This is a genomic window from Amycolatopsis sp. NPDC043887, assembly GCF_056435665.1.
This window is the reverse complement of sequence record NZ_JBWKEB010000022.1, coordinates 20,375-38,593: the sequence shown is the minus strand read 5'-3', so window position 1 is coordinate 38,593 and position 18,219 is coordinate 20,375. Positions and strand designations below refer to the sequence as shown.

Below are 18,219 nucleotides of genomic sequence, written 5' to 3'. Positions count from 1 at the left end.
TCCAACTGCTCGGCTTCGGTGCTTGGACACCATGAACCCGTCCGACGCCGGCCTCGGCCGCAGGGCGGGATGTCCTCGACGGTGAGGAACCCTCAAGCGCCACAGGCAGAACCGCATGCGGCGGCCCGCCTCGACGGTCTCCCAGCTGACCGTTGGCGCGTATTCCGACGAACTACCGAAGCTGAACGGCATCCTCCCATCGCCCCGACGGCGATCTGCGAGACGAAACGCTCGACGGCTTCGGCCCGGCAGGACCGACACTTGGTCAGCCTGACGAAACCGACACCCGCTTCAGCGCGAGTCCCGGACATGTCCGATCTTATGACTCCATACCTGCTCGGTTCAGAGGATCGGCGAGTGAAGTCTTTGGTTTGGCTCGTGGTCGCGAGTCACCGACGCACCCCCTCTGTCCCCAGCAAAGCGTGCACACCATGTCAGCCCCAGCTGATGCGCACCTGTGCAGCATGGCATGAACAATCCATGTCGGCAATTGACGAACAGTGTGATTTTCGTAGTGAACAGGGGGCTCAAGATCAATATCCGGAACTCCGCATGCCGTATTGACTCGTTTGGCGAACATAAGTAAAGGGCCCGCGTACAAGCCTTGTTCCTGTCGTCCGGTTAGCCTGTTCGCAGGTCTTGTTAGGCCGTTCGCGCGGCTCGTCTTCTCTCCGGATGATCACAGCACCGGCGGTTCATGTTCCGTTCTTCGGCACTTGTTCACACGAACGGCCGAGCCCGCGTCCCACGGTCCGGGCGGAATCTCACCCGGCCGGGGATCACCCGCGAGCAAAGCGAAGCGTGGCAGGCTGGAAGCCGGCCCCGGTTCGTCCGTGCCGCCATGGTCGGCGGCGCCGTCCACCGATCCACCGGAAGGAGGTTTCGTGCGCACAGGACAGGAAGAGGACAGCGTTCGACCTCCCCCGATCACCACGCGGGACGGACCACACCGTCCGGCCCCCGCACGGAAATTCATAGGATGAAATGGTGTTCGCGGCAATTGTCGCCGCGAGAGTGCCTTCACAAACCCCGAAGCGCGTGAAGGCCCCCTTCCCTCGGCTGAACCGAGGGAAGGGGGCCTTCACGCGCGACACCTACGCGATGGGGAAATCGAAATAAGTGTCCGGGTAGGGCTCGTCCTTCAGGCTGTAGTGCCACCACTCGCACTCGTACGAGCTGAAGCCCGATCCCTCCATGGCCGCGCACAGGTGCGCGCGGTTCTTCGCGGCCTCTTCCGTGACGCCCGCCGCCCCGTGATGCGAGACGACGTCCATCAGGTCGTGGTCACCACCCATGTCGGCGAGTTCGCCGGTGTCCAGGTGGTAGAGCGTCAGGTCCACGGTGCTGCCGCGGCTGTGGCCCGACTTGGTGGCCACGTAGCCCTTTTCGAACATCTGAGGCCGGTCGATGTTCGGGTAGTGCCTGACCTTCTTCCGGCCGTCTTCGGGCTCTTCCGCCCAGCGCATGAAGCGGTCCACGGCGCGCTGCGGGCGATACCCGTCCCACAGGAGCAGGCCGAAGCCGAGTTCCTCGGCCTTGTCCCGCGCCTTCTCCAGCGCCGCGCAGAACGCCCGCGTGCCGACGATCCGGTTCACCAGGTACCCGTCCACCGGCTTGCCGGTGAAGTTGTCCCACGTGGCGTACTTGGCGTCCCAGCGAATTCCGGAGACGACCTCGTCTACGAAGACGAAATCATCCTTCATTCGTCACGGCCCGCCAGCGTCAGGTTCACCAGCCGGTCGATCACGTCGCCGAGCGAGAGGCCGGCGGCGTTCATCATGCGCGGGTACCGGCTGTACGAGGTCAGGCCCGGCAGGGTGTTGACCTCGTTGAGCACCACGCTGCCGTCCTCCTTGAGGAACAGGTCGACGCGCGCGAGCCCGCGGCAGCCCAGGGCACGGTAGATGACCTTGGCCGTCTCCTGGACGAGGTCACGCGCCTCGTCCGGGATGTCGGCCGGGACGATGAAGCTGGAGTTCTCGGAGCCGGTCTCGGGGCTCTCCTCCTGGTGGATCTTGAAGAAGCCGTGGGTCAGCGCGACCCGGTCGACCTCGCCCGCGAACAGGTCCTCGTCGTTGCCGAGGATCGAGCAGCCGATCTCGCTGCCGATGACGGCCTCTTCGATCAGGACCTTCGCGTCGTACTGGCGCGCCTCCGCCAGCGCGGCGGGCAGCTCTTCCTTCGCGGAGACCTTGCTGACGCCGAACGCCGAGCCGGAGCGGGCGGGCTTCACGAAGACCGGGTAGTTCAGCTGATCCGGGTCGACGTCGTTGTCCGGCGTGACGATGTAGAAGGTCGGCGTCGCGATGCCCGCGCCGCGGACGACGGAGTAGGTGAGGGACTTGTCGATGCACATGACCGAGCTCGGGAGGTCACAGCCGACGTAGGGGATGCCGGAGATCTCCAGCAGGCCCTGCATCGCGCCGTCTTCGCCGAACTTGCCGTGCAGCACCGGCAGCACCACGTCGAGGGCGATCGTCTCGTACTTGCCCTCGTCCAGGACGAGCAGACCGTGCACCCCGCGGTCCGGCGACAGCACGGCCGGACGGACGTTCCCGTTCTCCCAATCCCCGGCGGGACCGTCGCAGAGCATCCAGGAACCGCTCTGGGTGATCCCGATGTAGTACGGCTCGTACTTCTCGAGGTCGAGGTGCTTCTGGACCTCGCGCGCAGATTTGATGGAGATAGGATGTTCTTCGGAAAGCCCGCCGAACAGAATTCCGATTTTCAGCCTACCCATACTACTTCCCGCTTTCGAATTGGAGACAATTGATGATGGAGTTTTCGACAGTGTCACTCAGCGCGTGGTCCGTGTAATAGGCGGTATGCGGACTGATGAGCACGTTCGACAGTTTTTCCAACCGCAGCAACGTCTTGCTCTCTATCGCCTTGTTCCGGCAGTCGGCGTAGAAGATGCCTTCCTCTCCTTCGAGGACGTCCAGCGCCGCTCCGCCCAGTTTTCCGCTTTCCAGTGCCGAAATGAGGGCTTCGGTTTCGATCAGCGGGCCACGTCCGGTGTTGATGACGTACGCGCCGTCCTTCATCCGCTCGATGTTCTTCTCGTCGAGGAGATGATAGGTATCCGTGGTGAGCGGCACGTGCAGTGTCACGATGTCGCTCTGCTGCAGCAATTCGTCGAGAGGGACGTACTCGGCCGACGCGGTCAGCACCGTGTCGTAGGCGAGCACCTTGCAGCCGAAACCGCGCAGCCGCTCCAGGACGGCGACCCCGATACGCCCTGTTCCGACCACTCCGACGGTCAGATCGCGCAGTTCTTTCCCGCGCACCTCGTTCAGCCGGTAGTCGTGGACCTCGGTGCGGCGGATGATGGACTTGGCGTCGCGCACCGCCATCAGCATGAGCATCAGCGTGAAGTCGGCGACGCTGTCCGGCGAGTAGGCGACGTTGCCGACGGTGATCCCGACGCTCGCCGCGTACTCCACGTCGATGTGGTTGAAGCCGATGCTCCGCGTGGAGATGTATTTCACGCCCGCTTCGCCGAGCGCGAGAAGAATGGAGTTCGTGACCTTGGTCTTGTGACCGATACTGATACACCTGTTTCCGGAGACCAGTTCGATATTGGCCTCGGATACCGGCTCCTCCACAATGGTCGGCACAATGCCGAAACGAGGTGCCATATCCCGGAACAGGGCGGCCTCGTCCTGCCCGCATCCATAAATCGTGATTCCCGTTGCCAAGACGGCCGAGGAGGGGGCGGACGCCAGCGATCCGGTGCGGGGGGCAGCTGATCGCGCTGGTTCGCTGTAGGTCATGCCCGACATTGTAGGCAGCGCGATGTTGCCGCTTCTTATGGGGTTTTCGATGCCCCGACAATAAGTTACCAACTGGTAGCGCCGAGTGCACGACGCTGTCCTTCACCTGCGCCGTACAGCTCTATCGCAGATCTTGCCCGCCTGCCCCCGGCGTCGAAACCGTCCCGTGACGGATGCCACAAAGCCACCCCGACACGAGGTCCGCGAGGGCTTCCGGAGCGTCTCTGGCCACGAGGTGACCCGCCGCCGGGACACCGGGGACGGCGACCCGGGGATTGGCTTTGCGCAAACGATCCACATCGGCGTCGCGGAGCGGTGAGTTCTGTCCGGCGTGCACCACCAAGATGGGCATGTCCAGGGCCCCGGCCGTCGCGAGCAGGGCGGAACCCGAGCCGAGGACGTCCTCCACCAGGCGGGTGTAGCGACCGGCGAGCCCGTGGAAGTCGAGCCACGCACGCGCCCTGGCGGGTTCGATGCCGGGTACGACGTCGACGAGCACGAGCCCGGTGGCTCGGGCCGCGACGACGGGGTCCGCCAGCGCGGCGATGGCGGCCAAACCGCCGACCGAGGCCCCCACGAGGACGATCGGCGCCGGCTGACTCCCGATCATCCCGGCCACGTCGCCGGCCAGTGCCCGGAGCGTGGTCGCCCGGCCGGAACTGTCCCCGTGACCACGCAGGTCGAAGGCCACCGACCGGAACCCGCGCCGGGCCAGCACCGCGGCGACCGGCGCCCAGACCGCGCGGCGTTCCCCGCCCGCGTGCAGCAGCAGAACCGTCGGACCGGCGCCGGTCACCGTGCCCCGCAGGATGACATCGCCCAGGTCAAGACTGGTTTCGGCACTCATGACCGCCCTCCTCACCTTGAGGCGCCAAGGTAGCGCGGATACCTTGGCACCTCAAGGTACGATCCCGATCGTGACGACTCCCCGAGCACGCCGGACTCCCGAAGAGGCCCGGCGGCTGATCCTCGACGCCGCGGCCTCACTGCTCGGCGAGTCCGGTGTCGCCGCGGTCCAGATGCGGGCCGTTGCCGCGCGGGTCGGCATGACCGACGCCGGCGTCGCCCATCACTTCGGCAACCGCGAGAAACTGCTCGCCGAACTCCTCCGGCACGGTGGCCGCCGTCTGCGGGACGCCCTTCAGGACCTCCTCGCGAGCTGGCTCGACTGCGGCGCCGACCTGCTCGAACTCGTCGAGGCGCTGCACGATCTGTACCGGAACGGCTACGGCGAGCTCGCGGTGGCACTGCACGCGGCGGGCTGGCGCGACCCGGGCAGCGGGATGCTCGACCCGGTCGTCGACGCCCTCCACCGGCTGCGGCCGCCCGGCTGCTCCCTCGAAGACACGCGGCTCGCCGTCGCCGCCCTGCATCAGGCGATGGCCACGGAGGCCCTGTACGGGAGCGATTTCCGGCGCAGCGCCGGGATCACCGGAGCCGCGTCGGACGATTCGGCCGCGCAAGTGCGCTGGTGGGCGCGCCAGCTCCACCTCGCGCTCGGACTCAGGCCCGATGACCGGGCGGGCGACCGCGGGGTCGTGAGTGGTGAGGACGGTTAGAACCCAATGCCACTTGGCTTATCTTGAGGATGAAACCCAATTCCGTGTCTTCGTTGTCCTGGCCGGGGCCTGCGTTTCGCTGAGTGCTTCTCGGCGGTGCTGGTGTGGCGGGTGTGCCGTGTGGCGCCGGTACAGGGGTCGTGAGTGAAAAGGGTCGTTCTAACGACCCGGATCACTGACGACCCCGCGACCCCCGCCCGATGCCCGCACCGACAGTCGCCACCGACAAAACCGCAGGCCAAGAGATTGATCAACTTAAGCTACGTGGCATTGGGTCAGAACCGTCCTCACCACTCACGTAGACCCGGAAGGTCAGCGAATACCCTGCGAAATGCGCTCGCCCAGGCCTTCGACGTCATCGAGCGCTGCTCGCAGCTCGGCGGCGTACTCCTCGGCCCCGGCCCGCAGGCCCCGTTCGACGACGCCCACGGAGTCGAACGCCTCGACGTCCCCGCCGCTCAGCGCGGCGACGGACTCCTTGACGACGGCACCGAGCAACAATTCTTCGGGCACCCCCGGCTTCCCTTCCAGCGGCCAGACGAGGTCGTCGAGCACACTCTGTCCGCCGACCTCGCGGACCAGTCCGGCCGCGGTGATCCCCGGCACCCGGAAACCCTCCGGCAGCACCGCGCGGACGCTCAGGTTGCGCGAAAGCCAGTACAGCAGCTGCGCGTTCACTTCCAGCTTGACCGGCCTCGGCGCCAACCACAGCGTGAGGTTCACGTAGTACTCGGTGAGGCGGTCGAGCACCTCGCCGCCGTTCTGGAAACCCCACAGGTTGATGTCGAAATAATGGTGCCACGTGGCGTCGGCGACGATCCGCCCGACCCCGGCGGCCACACCGTCGTACACACTGGACACGCCGTAGACCTGACCGTTGCGCTTGTCGGTGCCCTGCGCGACGATCTCGGGTTTCGGCTGTCCCGCGCGCCCCGACGGCCACACGTCCGACGGATACCGCTCGGGAATGAGCAGCTGGCCCTCGTGCATGTGGTCCGGGAAAACGGTGATCGGACCCCGCCTGCCCTGGAACAACGCGTGCGGCCTGCCGAGCCGCTTCCGCAGGATCAGTTCCTGCGGGTACGGGTCGAGGTCGTTCGGGATCGGGTTGTCGATGTCGCTGCCCCACGGATCCGGCTGGTGGGTGTTGTGGCTGAACTCGATACTCGCGTCCGGCCGGTCGTTCCACACCCGCAGCTCACCCGCGCGCGGAACCCGGTGCCCCAGCGCCCGCCCCAGGTTCAGGTACTCGGGCAGCGACGGATCCGCCCCCGGCGGACGCGGATTCGAGTGATCACCGGTGATCAGCACGCCACCACCGGCGTCCATCCATGCCCGCAGCGCGGCGACCTCCGCGTCCACGAGCTCGTTTTCCGGCTCCCCCGGCATGTTGGACTGCAGCAGTCCGAAGAACCACACCTGCTCGTATCCGCCGAGGACATCGGAAGTGAGTTTGTTGGCGGCGTGCCCGCCCTCGTGCCGGTTGATCAAATCGATCTCGAACTGAGCGAAGAAAGGCTGATTCGCCAAGATCAGATCACGGACGATCCCCAATGAGAATCCGTTGTTCCCGGTGAAGCCGACAAAATCCGTGTAGAACAGGATTCTGATCTTCGGCTTGGCGAGCGGACTGACCTGATCGGCGACAATACGTGCGTCGAACATCGATTTCCCCCTTGTTTGAAGCGCCATGCCGTCCTCCCCGGCGGCGCCGTCCCTTCCACGTATACCGGAACTTCCGGCGGGCGCGCAGGCGCCGACGCACGGCTGAGGAATTCGCTGCGATCAAGCGGTGAGTCGGCCGAATTCCCTCTTTCACGGTTCCAACCGTCCTCACCACTCACGAGAGCCGGCGCGGCGCGGCCGCCTCAGGGACGGCAGCTTTCGCCCACGCCGGGTGACCTCCGGACGGTGATGCCCTGCCACCGTGGAACAGCCGATCGCCAGACCGTCTCCGGAGGATGCCGCATGGTGCGAATCTCATTCGACGATTTCCCATCGCACCCGCTCCGCCGGCCGCGATGGGCACGCCACCGCCGGGCAACGGACGAGCGACAGGAAGTCAGCCGCTTCGCGAGAGGGCTCTCCACCGGCGCGCCACCGGTTCCGTCGCCGCCTCCCGCCCTGCGGGGCACCGGCGCGCCACTGCCCCGCGCGCTGGTGGTGCTGCTCGGTTCCGCCGCCGCGGTCATCGTGCTGGCCGGACTGAACGCCGTCGCCTGGCTCGTCGGGCCCGTGTTCCTCGCCCTCGTCATCGTGATCACCCTCGATCCGGTGCGAGCGTGGTTGCGCGGCAAGGGTTTCCCGCGCTGGCTCACGGTCGCCGTCCTGGTCGTCACCGTCTACGCCGCGTTGCTCGTGCTGTTCCTGGTGATCGTGGTGTCCCTCGCGCAGTTGTCCGCCCTGCTCCCCCGCTATGCCGGACAGGCCGACGAACTGCTCCGGGACGGAATGGCGTTCCTCGGCCGGTTCGGGATCGGCGATCCACAGATTCGGGAAATGATGTCCGCTGTGGACACCGGGAAGCTGATCGGTTTCGCCGGTTCCCTGCTCGCGAGCGTCGGCGGCCTGGTCACGAACCTGGCCTTCCTGCTCGCCCTGATGTTGTTCCTGAGTACCGAATCGGCGTGGGCCGGGCAACGGCTCGGACAGATCGCGCGCGATCGGCCTTGGGCGAGCGCGGCGTTGCGCCGTTTCGCCTTCGGCACCAGGAGGTACCTGATCGTGACGACGGTGTTCGGCGGAGTGGTGGCGGCGCTCGACATCGTCGCGCTCGCTCTTCTCGGCATCCCGGCGGCCGTGCTGTGGGGCCTGCTGTCCTTCGTCACCAACTACGTGCCCAACGTGGGCTTCGTGATCGGTGTGGCCCCGCCCGCGCTCATCGCGCTCCTCGACGGTGGCTGGCGTGTCATGCTCATGACCGTCGCCGTATACGTCCTGCTGAACTTCGTGGTGCAGTCGTTGATCCAGCCCCGGTTCGTCGCGGAGTCGGTCGGTCTGTCCACTTTGGTCACCGTGCTGGCGCTCGTCTTCTGGACCTGGCTGCTCGGTCCGCTCGGCGCCGTCCTCGCCGTGCCGGCGACGCTGTTGGCCAAGGCCTTGCTCATCGACGTCGATCCGCGCGCCCGGTGGGCGGAGGCGCTGCTGTGCGCGCCGAACCGGGAGAAGGACTGACCGGTGCGGTCAGGTCAGGCCGTGATGGCGCGCGACCACCACGGCCGACCGGCGGTTGTTCACCCCGAGCTTGCCGTAGATGGACCGGACGTGGGTCTTCACCGTGTTGACCGAAACCGTGAGGTCCGACGCGATCTCGTCCAGCGAACGCTGGGACGGCAACCGCCTCAGCACCACCTGTTCTCGATCGGTCAGCTCGCTGGACGAGGTGTCCGGGACGAGACGGCCGCGGACCGTCTGCGCGAAGCGGTCCAGCGAGCCGAACCCGCCCGAATGGTCGATCAACAGGTTCCTGACCCGCGGCTCGGCGAGCGCGAACGGACGTACCAGCCGATGTGGCCGGGCGAGGATGAGCGCGCGGTCGAGCGCGTGCAGCGCCAGGGTCCGCCGATGGGAACGCAACGCGAGCGCGGTCTCCGCCAGGCAGGTGTCCACCGGGGTGGCGGGCAGCAACGCGGGAGCGGCGGCGGTGGCCCGCAGGGCCTTCTCGGCCAGATCGGTCTCTTCGGCCGCGAGGTGGGCCCGTATCCGAAGCAGTGCCAGCTCGGCGGTGCCGGGCAATCTCTCCTGCGCCCAGGCGAACACCTCGGCCGCGTGCAGCCCTTCGCCGACCACGAGCGCCGCGTGATGTTCCACGACCGTGCACATTCCCGTGATCTCGCGAGGCAGGTCCAGATCCGCGAGCCGTCGCCGTGCCGTCCGCATGGCCTGCGAGCCCGCCACCCGGTCGCCGCCGTCGAAGCTGACCATGCCCTCGAAGAACCCGCGGAGCGGTCCGAGAACCGGCGCGGAGCCGGGCACCTCAGCTCGCGGGGCACTGGCCAACTCGCCTGCCGCCGCCACCGGCTCGAAGCGCATCAAGTCGTCGTAAGCCAGCATCAGATGGCATTCGGCGACACCCGGTGACCGGCGCCACCCGTGCCGTCGTGCGACGGCGAGCGCTCCGATGCATGCTCGCCTCATCGCCGTGTGGTCACCGAGCAACGCCGTCGCGACAGCGAGCGCGAGTCTGCTGTGGAGCACGAGGTGTTCGAGACGTTCTCCGTGGGCCAGGCGCAGCGCTTCTTCGGCGCGGGTGACGGCGTGGCGCCGGGCGCCCCGATGCAGGGACCGCCAGACCAGATCGAGCTTCTCCCAAGCGCCTGCCTCCGGGGCCCCCGCCACCCGGGGCACCGTGGTCTCGGGTGGGCCGCTCCCCGTCACCAGCGCGAGATGGGGCACGGCCAGCAGGCGCAGGCCGTCGTCGCCGAGATCGGTGGCGGCGGCGGTGAACTCGCCGCGCTGGACGTGGTCCAGCGCGGACGCCAGCCGGAGCCGTGGGCTCGCGACCAAAGCCCCCTCCCCCAGGTAGGCGAGCGCTCCGCGGACGAGTTCCCCGTCGCCGGCCAGCACCTGACGCACCGCGTGGTCCCGCGCCAACCCCAGGACACGTTGGCGGTCACCGCCCGCGATGGCGTGCGTCAGTGCTTCCCCGAACCGCCCTTCCCCGGCGTACCAGCGGGCCGCGATCCCCTGCAGCCGCCGTACCCGCGCCGGGGACCGGCGCGCCAGCTCCGCCTGCAGGAAACCCCGCGACAGGGCGGGAAGCCGGTAGGTGTCGGCCGGTGTGCGCACGACAAGCCCGGTCTCGCGCTCCAGCTCGTCCAGTGTCACTCCGGCGTCCGGCGAGCCCGACAGCCGGGCCGCGAGGCTCGCGCTCACCGTGTCGCAGACACTGATGCACAGCAAGAGATCCGACGTCGCTGACGGCAGCGAGGCGAGGACCTCGTCGGCGAAGAACCGGGCCACGGCGAGCTCGTCGCCCCCGACGGCGCCGACGAGCCCGTCCGTGTCCCCGGCATCGCGCAGCGAAACAGCGGCCCAGCCGAGCGCGGCCGCCCAGCCCGCGGTGCGCTCGGACAGATCGCGGACGAGGTCTTCGCTCACCGCGGCCCCGGTGGCGCGGAACAGGCACGCCGTCTCCTCCACGCTGAACCGCAGTTCGGCGGCACCGAGCCGCGAAAGCGCGCCTTCGACGTGCAGGCGGGCCAGCCGGAGTTTCGGCTCGACCCTGGTGGCCAGCATCAGCCGCAACATCGGAGGCTGATGCCGGGCCAGCGCCGCGAGCGCCTCCAACGGCTCCGGGTCGGAAATCTCCTGGACGTCGTCCAGTACGAGCCACACCGGTTCGCGCAGTCCGGCGAACACTTCACCGAGGTCGGCCAGGAACTCGGTGCGCCGCCCGGGCACCGGCGGCCTGAGCCGGAACTCCGGCAGGCGGGGGCTACGCCGCAACGCGAGGAGGATCGCCGCCCACAGACGGCGTTCGTCGTTGTCGTCGTCGTCCAGCGACACCCAGCCGACGTCCCGCCGATCGCGGGCCCATCCGGCCAGTGCGGTGGTCTTCCCGGAACCGGCCGGGGCCCGGAGCACGGTCACCGGCCGGGTGCCGGCGCGGTCGAACAGGGCCATGAGCCGGGAACGGGGGACGAAGATGCCCGGCACCCGCGGCACCATCACCTTGGCTCCGGGCATCCGCCAGGACCGCGACGTCGTTCGAGCGGGCAAGTCAACCTCTTGATCGTCCGAGGGACCGCGACCCCGGCGAGGCCACGACTGTGCTGGTCAGCGGTGTGGCCTCCGGATCACCAGAGCTCTTCCGCGGCCTCGTCCCCGTGCACCAGCACCGCCCAGATCACCAGGACGTCGAGAGCGATGACGACCACGCCCCAGATCGGATACGCGGACAGGAACACCATCTGCGCCAACGCGTTGAAGCCGGCGAGCACGACGGTGATGATGCGGGCCCACGGAGCCCCGGTGAACAGCGCGCTCCCCGCGAGCACCGCGAGGGCGCCGACGATCAGATGGATCCATCCCCAGGCGCCGAGGTCGAAGACGAGCAACCCCGATGGGCCGAGCAGGTAGTAGTTCTGGTCGAACAGCGCGACCAGTCCTTCCACGGCGGTGAACAGACCGGCCATGACGGTGATCGACCCGGCGAACCAGATCCAGCCAGACCGCCGCGACCGGGAGGCGGCCGGATCCGGCGGGGACGGCGGCCCTGTGCCGGGCGTGGTTGTCCGGTGGTGCGCTCTTTCGCTCATGATTCCTCTTTCCGGGAGGAGGGACTGCGGACTCGGGTGATCATGATGGGTTCGCCATGACGGCGGCCTCGCCCGCGTCAGGTGAGATCAGGCGCTGCCGGAACCGCACCGGCTCATCCGGCGCGGGCGATGCGGGGCGGGGGCGACCCGGAGCACAGTGCCGCTCGGACCACCGATTCCGGATCGAGGAGGACCGCATCATGACTTCGCTGACCGTATGGGCCTTTCCCACCGCGGACGGCGCGGAGAACGCGCTCGCGCTGCTGGAACGACTGCAAAAGCAACAGCTCATCTCGATCGCCGACGCGGCCTATGTCACCTGGCCCGAAGGCCGGAAGAAGCCGAAGACCAAGGAACTCGGCTCCTTGACCGGCTCCGGGGCACTGGGCGGCGGGTTCTGGGGGCTGCTGTTGGGCCTGATCTTCCTGGTGCCGCTGCTGGGGATGGCCGTCGGGGCGACGATCGGGGCGATGACCGGTTCACTTTCCCGCGTCGGCATCGACGACGAGTTCATCGCCACCGTCCGGAACCGCGTCACGCCGGGCACGTCCGCGCTGTTCGTGATGTCGGACGACGCCGTCCTGGATCGGGTCGCGGAGCCCTTCAAGGAGACCGGTGCCACCCTGGTGACCACGAATCTCTCCGACGAGGAAGAGGCACGACTGCGCACCGCGTTCGGCGAGTTCCCCGTTCCCGGACGGCTCTGACCCGGTCCAGGCACTGGACGGTAGGTCCGTGAAGGCCTCCTTGAGGGACTCTGGGTCCCTCAAGGAGGCCTTCACGGACGCCACGGCACCTTCCCGGATCACCGCGTATTCGGAAAACGCCCGCCGATCTCCCGCAGGGGAAGTTCCCTGACCCGGTGCACGGACTCCACACACATCCCGAGTGCCTCGAGCGTCCGCAGAATGCGCGAGATACTCCCCTGATCGGTGACGGTGCCGAAGACGATCATCTCCTTGCCGACCGGGACCACGAGCATTCCCCGGAAATCGTCTACCACCCTGGCCGCCTGTTCAGGGATTCGACCACTGCCCCGGAAGACGTAATTCGCTCCCGTCAACGGTCCACGCCGAGCCGGAATCGGCAGGCTCATCGGTTCCCCTTTCCCCCGCCTGCCCGCCCCGCCGAGAAAAACGCCGCGGCGAGCACAGCCAGATCGACCGCCAACATGATCGACGACCAGGTGTGCGATGGCAGGAAGAGCGACCGCCCGAGCAGGTCGAGACCGGCCCTGACGGCGAGCCGAACCGAGGTCACCGAGGTCAGTGTGGCGAGGAAGGCGGCGAGCGAGAACACCATCGCCTCGGTGCCGACACGGCCGGTTCGCAGAACGTCGAGTACCACGAACTCGACGGGACCGACCCAGAATAACTGCATCGTGACGAATGCGAGCGTCGGCCGATTTCCGGTTTTCCGCTTTCTCCATGAATCTCCACGAACTTTCACAGAGCACACGATTCTGCGCGCGGTATTCCTTTTCCTCGCCCAGCGCGGGTGAGACGGCCGAATTTCCTGGCAGGATCCGCCATGGGGGTGTGAAACTGACCGTGAAGGAGGCAGGCGCATGCTGGAGAACCAAGTTATTTCGCCGCGGAGACGGGTGCCGAAGACAAAGGTGACCATCCCGGATCCCCCCGGAGATCTCGTTCCCAGACCGCGACTGCTGACCGCCTTCGACAACGCGGAAGAGCGGTCCATGGTGTTCGTCGGGGCACCTGCCGGTTACGGCAAGACCGTGCTGCTCGCCGACTGGGCCGCCCGCCACCGCGGCGCGGTCGCCTGGGTCTCCGCCGACGCCGAGGACGACGACCTGTTCTTCTGGTCAGCGGTCCTCGAAGCGCTCAGCGGCTGCGCCCGGATCCCGGCGGGAAACCCGGTGCGGTCACTCGCGGTGCCCGCCACCCCGGGCACGGACCTCGCGTTCCAGGCCAAGGTCGCCGACGCGCTGGACATGCTGCCGGAACCCGTTCTGCTCGTACTCGACGGCGCTCAGGAGATCACCGATCCGGGCACGTGGCGCGGGCTGCGGGCGCTCCTGCGGCACCAGCCGTCGGGACTGCGCCTGGCGATCTCGAGCCGCAGTGAGCCACCGCTACCGCTGGTGCGCGCCCGCGTCGCGGGCAGGCTTCTCGAAGTGAATGTGGACCGATTGCGGTTCTCACCGGAAGAGGCCGGAGCACTCGTCGAGGCGATCGGGCCGGGGATCCCGCCGCATCAGGTCGGTCTGCTCGTCGCCAGGACGGGCGGCTGGCCCGCCGGACTGCGCCTCGCCGCCGCTTCCGCGGCACGGCAAGGAAATCTCGCCGACTTCTTCGCCGGACGGGACCGGGCGGTACTCGATTACCTGACCGACGAGGTGCTCGCTCCCCTGACGGCCGCGCAACGAGACCTGCTGCGCGCGATCAGCATCTGCGACGAAGTCCCGGCCGGACTGGCGGCCGCCTTGGCCGACCGGCCGGACGCGGAGGCGATGTTGCGTGAACTCGGCGAACCGGCCGGGCAGTTGGTGGACTCCGGCGGGACACCGGCACGCCATCGACTGCCACCCCTGCTGCGCACCTACCTGCGGGCCGAGTTGCTGCGGCGGGCCCCGGAGCGAACCAGGACCCTGCACGCGGCGGCGGCGCGCTGGTTCGCCGAACACGACCGGGCCGCCTCCGCGTTATTGCACAGCGTCCGCTCCGGCAACACCACGCGCGTCGGCGAATTGCTGCGCCGCCACGCGGTGACGCTGTTCCTCACCGGTGAGCACGACGTGCTGCGGCTCGCGCTCGCCGTCCTCGGCGACCGGCGGGCCGCGGCTTCCCCCCTGCTCGCACTGATCTCGGCCGCGCTGCACCTGGAGCGAGGCGAGCCGACGTTGGCGGAGTCGCAGCTGAGCTGCGCGGAAGCGGCCTGGCCGGAAGAACCCGAAGCGGAGCTGACGGTGCTGCGGCAGCTGGTGCACTCCCGGCTCGCCCAGGTCGATCGCGGGCCGGCGCAGGCCGTCCGCGCGGCCGAGCAGGTCGACGAGTACCTGGCGGCGGACACCGGGCTCAGCGGGTTGGCGACCCTGCACCGGGTGTGCGTCCTGACCGCCCGCCGTGATCGGGGTTCGGCGCGGGATGCCCTGGCACGCGTAGCCGAATCCGCCGAGAACGCGCGGCACCACTTCCTCGGCACCCAATGTCTCATCACCCTGAGCGGACTGGCCGGGTCCGACGGCGACTACCGGGCGATGGACACGCTCGCGCGCCGGGTGCGGGCCCGCCACGTGGCACACGACCCGCATCGCTCGCTCGAAGGAGCCCAGGTGTCCGCCCAGCTCGCCTACGGCTCCTTGCTGCGCGGTGAGGCCGCCGAATGCGTCGAACACGCGAAGCAGATCGGGCGGATGCTCGGCGACGCACCCGCCCGGGCGGCCCGGAACCTGGGCCTGATCGCCGAAACCCTGCGAGGTGCGGCCGAATTCGAGCTCGGCGGCTGGCACTCGGGACTGCGGCGGATGCGCCGCGCACGCACGCGCCTTGGCACCGGGCGGAGTTTCTCCGCCGAACACGCGGCGTGGTGCGCGCTACTGGAGCACCGGGCGGCGCTGCGGCTCGGCGCGGCGGCTCAGGCGAGGGAGACCTTCCGCTGGGCCCAGCCGGTCATCGCCGGTTCGGGCGAACTGCTGCTGATGCGGGCCCGGACCCAGCTACGGCTCGGCAGACAGGGCGCGGCGAGTTCCGTGCTGCGGTCACTGTCGGAAGAGGACGCGCCGATGCTGTTGCCGTGGGCGGGGGTCGAAGCGTCGCTGGTCGGCGTGCGGGCGGCGCTGGCGGCCGGGGCGCCGGAGCGGGCGGTGCGGTCGCTGGACGACGCCCTGCGCGCCGCCGAACCCGGTGACGTCCGGTTCCCGTTCGTGTTCGCTCCTTCCGACGTCATCGCGTTCCTGACCACGCGACTCGGCAAACTGGGCACCGGTGAGCGGTTCGCGGGCCAGGTGCTCGCCTGGCGACGCGAAGCGTGCACTCCGCCGATGCCGGCGCCGCTGACCGAACGGGAACGCAATGTCCTGCGCCTGCTGCCCACCCAGCGGTCGATCGACGAGATCGCCCAGGACCTGACGGTTTCGCCGAACACCGTCAAGACCCACGTCCGCGGGATCTACACGAAACTCGACGTCCGCACCAGGCGCGACGCCGTGGCGATCGCGCTCCGGCGCGGTCTGCTGGACATCGAGCTCACCGATTTCCCGGGCTGACGCCCGCTCGCCTCACCTGTCCCGGGTGAGGCGAGCGGGCCCTGGCTCCGGTCAAGTGAAGCGGACCCGACCGATCCGGTGTGAGGAGAGATCATGGCCTTGGCGAGCACGGACTACCCGTTCTCCGAGCTGATGTGGACGATGCTGGTGTTCTTCTGCTGGGTCGCCTGGTTCTGGCTGTTGTTCCTCGTCCTGAGCGACCTCTACCGCAGGCCAGGAGTGTCCGGCTGGGCCAAGGCGGGCTGGACGGTGCTGGTGTTCTTGCTGCCCTTCGTCGGTGTCCTGCTCTACCTGGGCACCCAGGGCAGGCACTCGCGGTCTTCGTCCACAGTGGGCAAAGATGCCGCGGAGCGGATCGCCGAGGCGAAACGCCTGCTGGACCAAGGAGCCATCGACGAGGAGGAATTCCGCGTCCTCAAGCGGAAGGCGCTCTCGTCTTGACGTCGGCGTCCGGATGGCGGTTCTTCCACCTCGCGGTGCTGCGGCCGCTGCTGACGGTCACCGCGCTGCTGTGCCTGTACTACCTGCTCCCGGTCGACCAGGGGTTGCACGCCTGGACCGTGGCCGCCTTCGCCTGCGGCCTCGCGATCGTGGTACTGATCGTCGTCGGCGAGGTACGGATGATCCTGCGTTCACCGTTTGCCGCCCTGCAAGGGATCCAGGCGCTGGCCTTGATCGTGCCGCTGTTCCTGCTCCTGTTCGCCGACGGCTACTACGTGCTCGGCCAGGACCAGCCCGGCTCGTTCGGCACCGAGCTGACGCGGACGGATGCCCTGTACCTCACGGTCACGATGTTCACCACGGTGGGTTTCGGTGACATAGGACCGGTTTCGGCCACGGCACGGATACTGGCGACGGTCCAGACGGTGGCGAACCTGGTGGTGCTGAGCATCGCCCTGCGGGTGATCGTGACCGCCGTCCGGCGCCGAGGTCCGCGGCGAGCACGCTGACGGCCACGGTCATCGTCGTCGCCGCGTAGCCGGCTACGTATTGGTCGAGGGCCAAGGGCGGGACGATCATGGCGTGGCCGGGCGGGGACCGACCACGTACCCCCGCCTTCGTCAACAAGGCAACCTTTGCCTTACCCCTCAATAAGAACCACTTCACCCCGGACGGATGAGGCGGTGCCAGCCCGCCGGGACGACGGTGATCGAGACCGCACCCGATACCCGAGGAGGCACCATGCCCGAAACCGCGATCGCCGATCACGACCAGTGCGGCGATCTGCAGACCGCCGCACTGGTCACCACCGGCGGGTCGATCGACTGGTTCCGCAGCCCGCGCTTCGATTCACCGTCGGTCTTCGGCGCGCTGCGCTACGCCGAGGAGATCGCGCCGAGTGGCGAGCAACTCGGCAACTTCCCCCAGGCCTTCACTCACCTCTCGCTCATCGACGCCGCGGTCACCCTCGACGCCGCTCTGGGGTGATTGCGCGAAGATGCGGGGATGGGTTACCGGACCTGGATGCGGTACTTCACACCGTCCGCCGTGCACCGACGGCTGGGCCTGGTGTGCCTCGGTGTCGGGCTGCAGCACGGCGTCCTGCCCGTGGTGGGGCCGCGCGTGCTCGACCATTACGTGGCCGTCGTGGTGTCCAAGGGGCGCGGGTGGTTCGCCGTGGCGGGCGGGGAACGGCAGGAGGTCGTCGCGCCCGCCCTGCTGTGGCTCGTCCCCGGGGTCGGGCACCACTACGCGCCCGACCCCGCGCACGGCTGGGAAGAATGTTTCGTCGACTTCGACGGCGGCGCCGTGGACGCCTACGTGGAACTCGGCTACGTCACACCCGGGACGCCGGTGGTGCCGCTGGGCGACGTCGAGGTCGTCCGCGACATCGTGAGCCGGATCGTGCGCTGCGCGCGAGGCGGCAGCCCGCTGGCACAGGTCGACGCTTCGGCGGCCGTGCATCACCTGCTGGTGGCCTTGCGGCGGGCCGGCGCCGACAGCACACCGAGCGGCGGATCCCTGCTGGAGGCGCTGGCGCGGGACGCCCTGCTGCCGATCAGCGTCGCGGAGATCGCGGCCCGCCGCGGCATGACGCTGCCCGAACTGCGCGCCGCCGTGCGCCGGAGCACCGAGACCGGTTTGAAGGACCACCTGCTGACCCTCCGTCTCAACCGCGCGAAGGAACTCCTGACCACCACGCGGATGCCGGTTCAGGAGGTGGCCCAGGCGATCGGCTACGAGGACGCCGCCTACTTCAGCAGGCTCTTCACCCGCCGGGTCGGGGTCTCGCCCGGGCGCTTCCGCGAGTCGCGCGTCCAGGCCGTCCCCGGTGGCTGGAGTTCGCGGATCCCCTCGCCCGACGATCCGCCGCTGGTGCCGACGGACGAGCCGGAGTGAGCTTGGACTTCCGTGCGGCACCGCTTGGACTTTCCGCGCAATAAGTGCATGAACGACGC

At 68.5% G+C, this 18,219-nt stretch carries 17 protein-coding genes; 8 read left to right on the top strand and 9 right to left on the bottom strand.

The annotated features are described in order from the left end of the window. Nucleotides 1-1,094: 1,094 nt before the first annotated feature. The 4 genes from vanX to AC069H_RS38230 form a co-directional block, all read right to left on the bottom strand. Nucleotides 1,095-1,703 carry a D-Ala-D-Ala dipeptidase VanX gene (gene vanX, locus AC069H_RS38245; RefSeq protein ID WP_478229824.1) on the bottom strand — a complete coding sequence of 203 codons (609 nt, stop codon included), beginning with the start codon at nucleotides 1,701-1,703 and terminating at the stop codon, nucleotides 1,095-1,097. Next, nucleotides 1,700-2,740 (bottom strand): D-alanine--(R)-lactate ligase VanA-Ao2, encoded by a 1,041-nt coding sequence (gene vanA-Ao2 / locus AC069H_RS38240; protein WP_478235563.1) that lies wholly within the window; start codon nucleotides 2,738-2,740, stop codon nucleotides 1,700-1,702. Before vanA-Ao2 ends, vanX begins: the two co-directional genes overlap by 4 nt. Before the next feature lies 1 nt (nucleotide 2,741). Further along, nucleotides 2,742-3,773, bottom strand: coding sequence for a VanH-AOV family D-lactate dehydrogenase (gene vanH, locus AC069H_RS38235; RefSeq protein ID WP_478235562.1), 1,032 nt, complete (start codon nucleotides 3,771-3,773; stop codon nucleotides 2,742-2,744). Between the two features lie 121 nt (nucleotides 3,774-3,894). After that, nucleotides 3,895-4,620: an alpha/beta fold hydrolase gene (locus tag AC069H_RS38230; protein ID WP_478235561.1), complete on the bottom strand. Its 726-nt coding sequence runs from the start codon at nucleotides 4,618-4,620 to the stop codon at nucleotides 3,895-3,897. 70 nt (nucleotides 4,621-4,690) lie between these two features. Here AC069H_RS38230 and AC069H_RS38225 point away from each other — a divergent pair, with 70 nt between their 5' ends. Next, nucleotides 4,691-5,332 (top strand): TetR/AcrR family transcriptional regulator, encoded by a 642-nt coding sequence (locus AC069H_RS38225; RefSeq protein ID WP_478235560.1) that lies wholly within the window; start codon nucleotides 4,691-4,693, stop codon nucleotides 5,330-5,332. Nucleotides 5,333-5,644: 312 nt separating this feature from the next. Here the strand turns inward: AC069H_RS38225 and AC069H_RS38220 are convergent, their stop codons facing one another. Next, nucleotides 5,645-6,997 carry a hypothetical protein gene (locus AC069H_RS38220; protein WP_478235559.1) on the bottom strand — a complete coding sequence of 451 codons (1,353 nt, stop codon included), beginning with the start codon at nucleotides 6,995-6,997 and terminating at the stop codon, nucleotides 5,645-5,647. 303 nt (nucleotides 6,998-7,300) lie between these two features. Between AC069H_RS38220 and AC069H_RS38215 the strand changes: the two genes are divergently transcribed. Continuing rightward, nucleotides 7,301-8,506 carry an AI-2E family transporter gene (locus tag AC069H_RS38215; RefSeq protein WP_478235558.1) on the top strand — a complete coding sequence of 402 codons (1,206 nt, stop codon included), beginning with the start codon at nucleotides 7,301-7,303 and terminating at the stop codon, nucleotides 8,504-8,506. 9 nt (nucleotides 8,507-8,515) lie between these two features. Here AC069H_RS38215 and AC069H_RS38210 read toward each other — a convergent pair whose 3' ends face one another. Together AC069H_RS38210 and AC069H_RS38205 are read right to left on the bottom strand one after the other, a co-directional pair. Beyond that, entirely contained in the window at nucleotides 8,516-11,020 is a 2,505-nt protein-coding gene (locus AC069H_RS38210; protein ID WP_478235592.1) for a winged helix-turn-helix domain-containing protein, read from the bottom strand. A gap of 110 nt (nucleotides 11,021-11,130) precedes the next feature. Continuing rightward, entirely contained in the window at nucleotides 11,131-11,592 is a 462-nt protein-coding gene (locus AC069H_RS38205) for a DUF7144 family membrane protein (RefSeq protein WP_478229816.1), read from the bottom strand. Between the two features lie 200 nt (nucleotides 11,593-11,792). Here AC069H_RS38205 and AC069H_RS38200 point away from each other — a divergent pair, with 200 nt between their 5' ends. Further along, nucleotides 11,793-12,299 carry a DUF1269 domain-containing protein gene (locus AC069H_RS38200; RefSeq protein ID WP_478229815.1) on the top strand — a complete coding sequence of 169 codons (507 nt, stop codon included), beginning with the start codon at nucleotides 11,793-11,795 and terminating at the stop codon, nucleotides 12,297-12,299. A 98-nt stretch (nucleotides 12,300-12,397) separates the two neighbouring features. Here AC069H_RS38200 and AC069H_RS38195 read toward each other — a convergent pair whose 3' ends face one another. Together AC069H_RS38195 and AC069H_RS38190 are read right to left on the bottom strand one after the other, a co-directional pair. Further along, nucleotides 12,398-12,595 (bottom strand): hypothetical protein, encoded by a 198-nt coding sequence (locus tag AC069H_RS38195; protein WP_478235557.1) that lies wholly within the window; start codon nucleotides 12,593-12,595, stop codon nucleotides 12,398-12,400. 89 nt (nucleotides 12,596-12,684) lie between these two features. Then, nucleotides 12,685-12,972: a hypothetical protein gene (locus tag AC069H_RS38190; protein ID WP_478229813.1), complete on the bottom strand. Its 288-nt coding sequence runs from the start codon at nucleotides 12,970-12,972 to the stop codon at nucleotides 12,685-12,687. A gap of 187 nt (nucleotides 12,973-13,159) precedes the next feature. Between AC069H_RS38190 and AC069H_RS38185 the strand changes: the two genes are divergently transcribed. The 5 genes from AC069H_RS38185 (at nucleotide 13,160) to AC069H_RS38165 (ending at nucleotide 18,160) form a co-directional block, all read left to right on the top strand. Further along, a complete protein-coding gene (locus AC069H_RS38185; protein WP_478235556.1) occupies nucleotides 13,160-15,820 on the top strand; it encodes a winged helix-turn-helix domain-containing protein in 2,661 nt (886 codons plus the stop codon). A gap of 93 nt (nucleotides 15,821-15,913) precedes the next feature. Beyond that, nucleotides 15,914-16,261: an SHOCT domain-containing protein gene (locus AC069H_RS38180; RefSeq protein ID WP_478229811.1), complete on the top strand. Its 348-nt coding sequence runs from the start codon at nucleotides 15,914-15,916 to the stop codon at nucleotides 16,259-16,261. Further along, complete coding sequence (locus AC069H_RS38175) at nucleotides 16,258-16,770, top strand: potassium channel family protein (protein WP_478235555.1); 513 nt, start codon at nucleotides 16,258-16,260, stop codon at nucleotides 16,768-16,770. The genes AC069H_RS38180 and AC069H_RS38175 overlap by 4 nt, the downstream gene beginning before the upstream one ends. Before the next feature lie 232 nt (nucleotides 16,771-17,002). Next, nucleotides 17,003-17,248: a hypothetical protein gene (locus AC069H_RS38170; RefSeq protein WP_478235595.1), complete on the top strand. Its 246-nt coding sequence runs from the start codon at nucleotides 17,003-17,005 to the stop codon at nucleotides 17,246-17,248. An 18-nt stretch (nucleotides 17,249-17,266) separates the two neighbouring features. After that, on the top strand, nucleotides 17,267-18,160 hold the full coding sequence (locus AC069H_RS38165; RefSeq protein WP_478229809.1) for a helix-turn-helix domain-containing protein: 894 nt from the start codon (nucleotides 17,267-17,269) through the stop codon (nucleotides 18,158-18,160). Nucleotides 18,161-18,219: the final 59 nt, after the last annotated feature.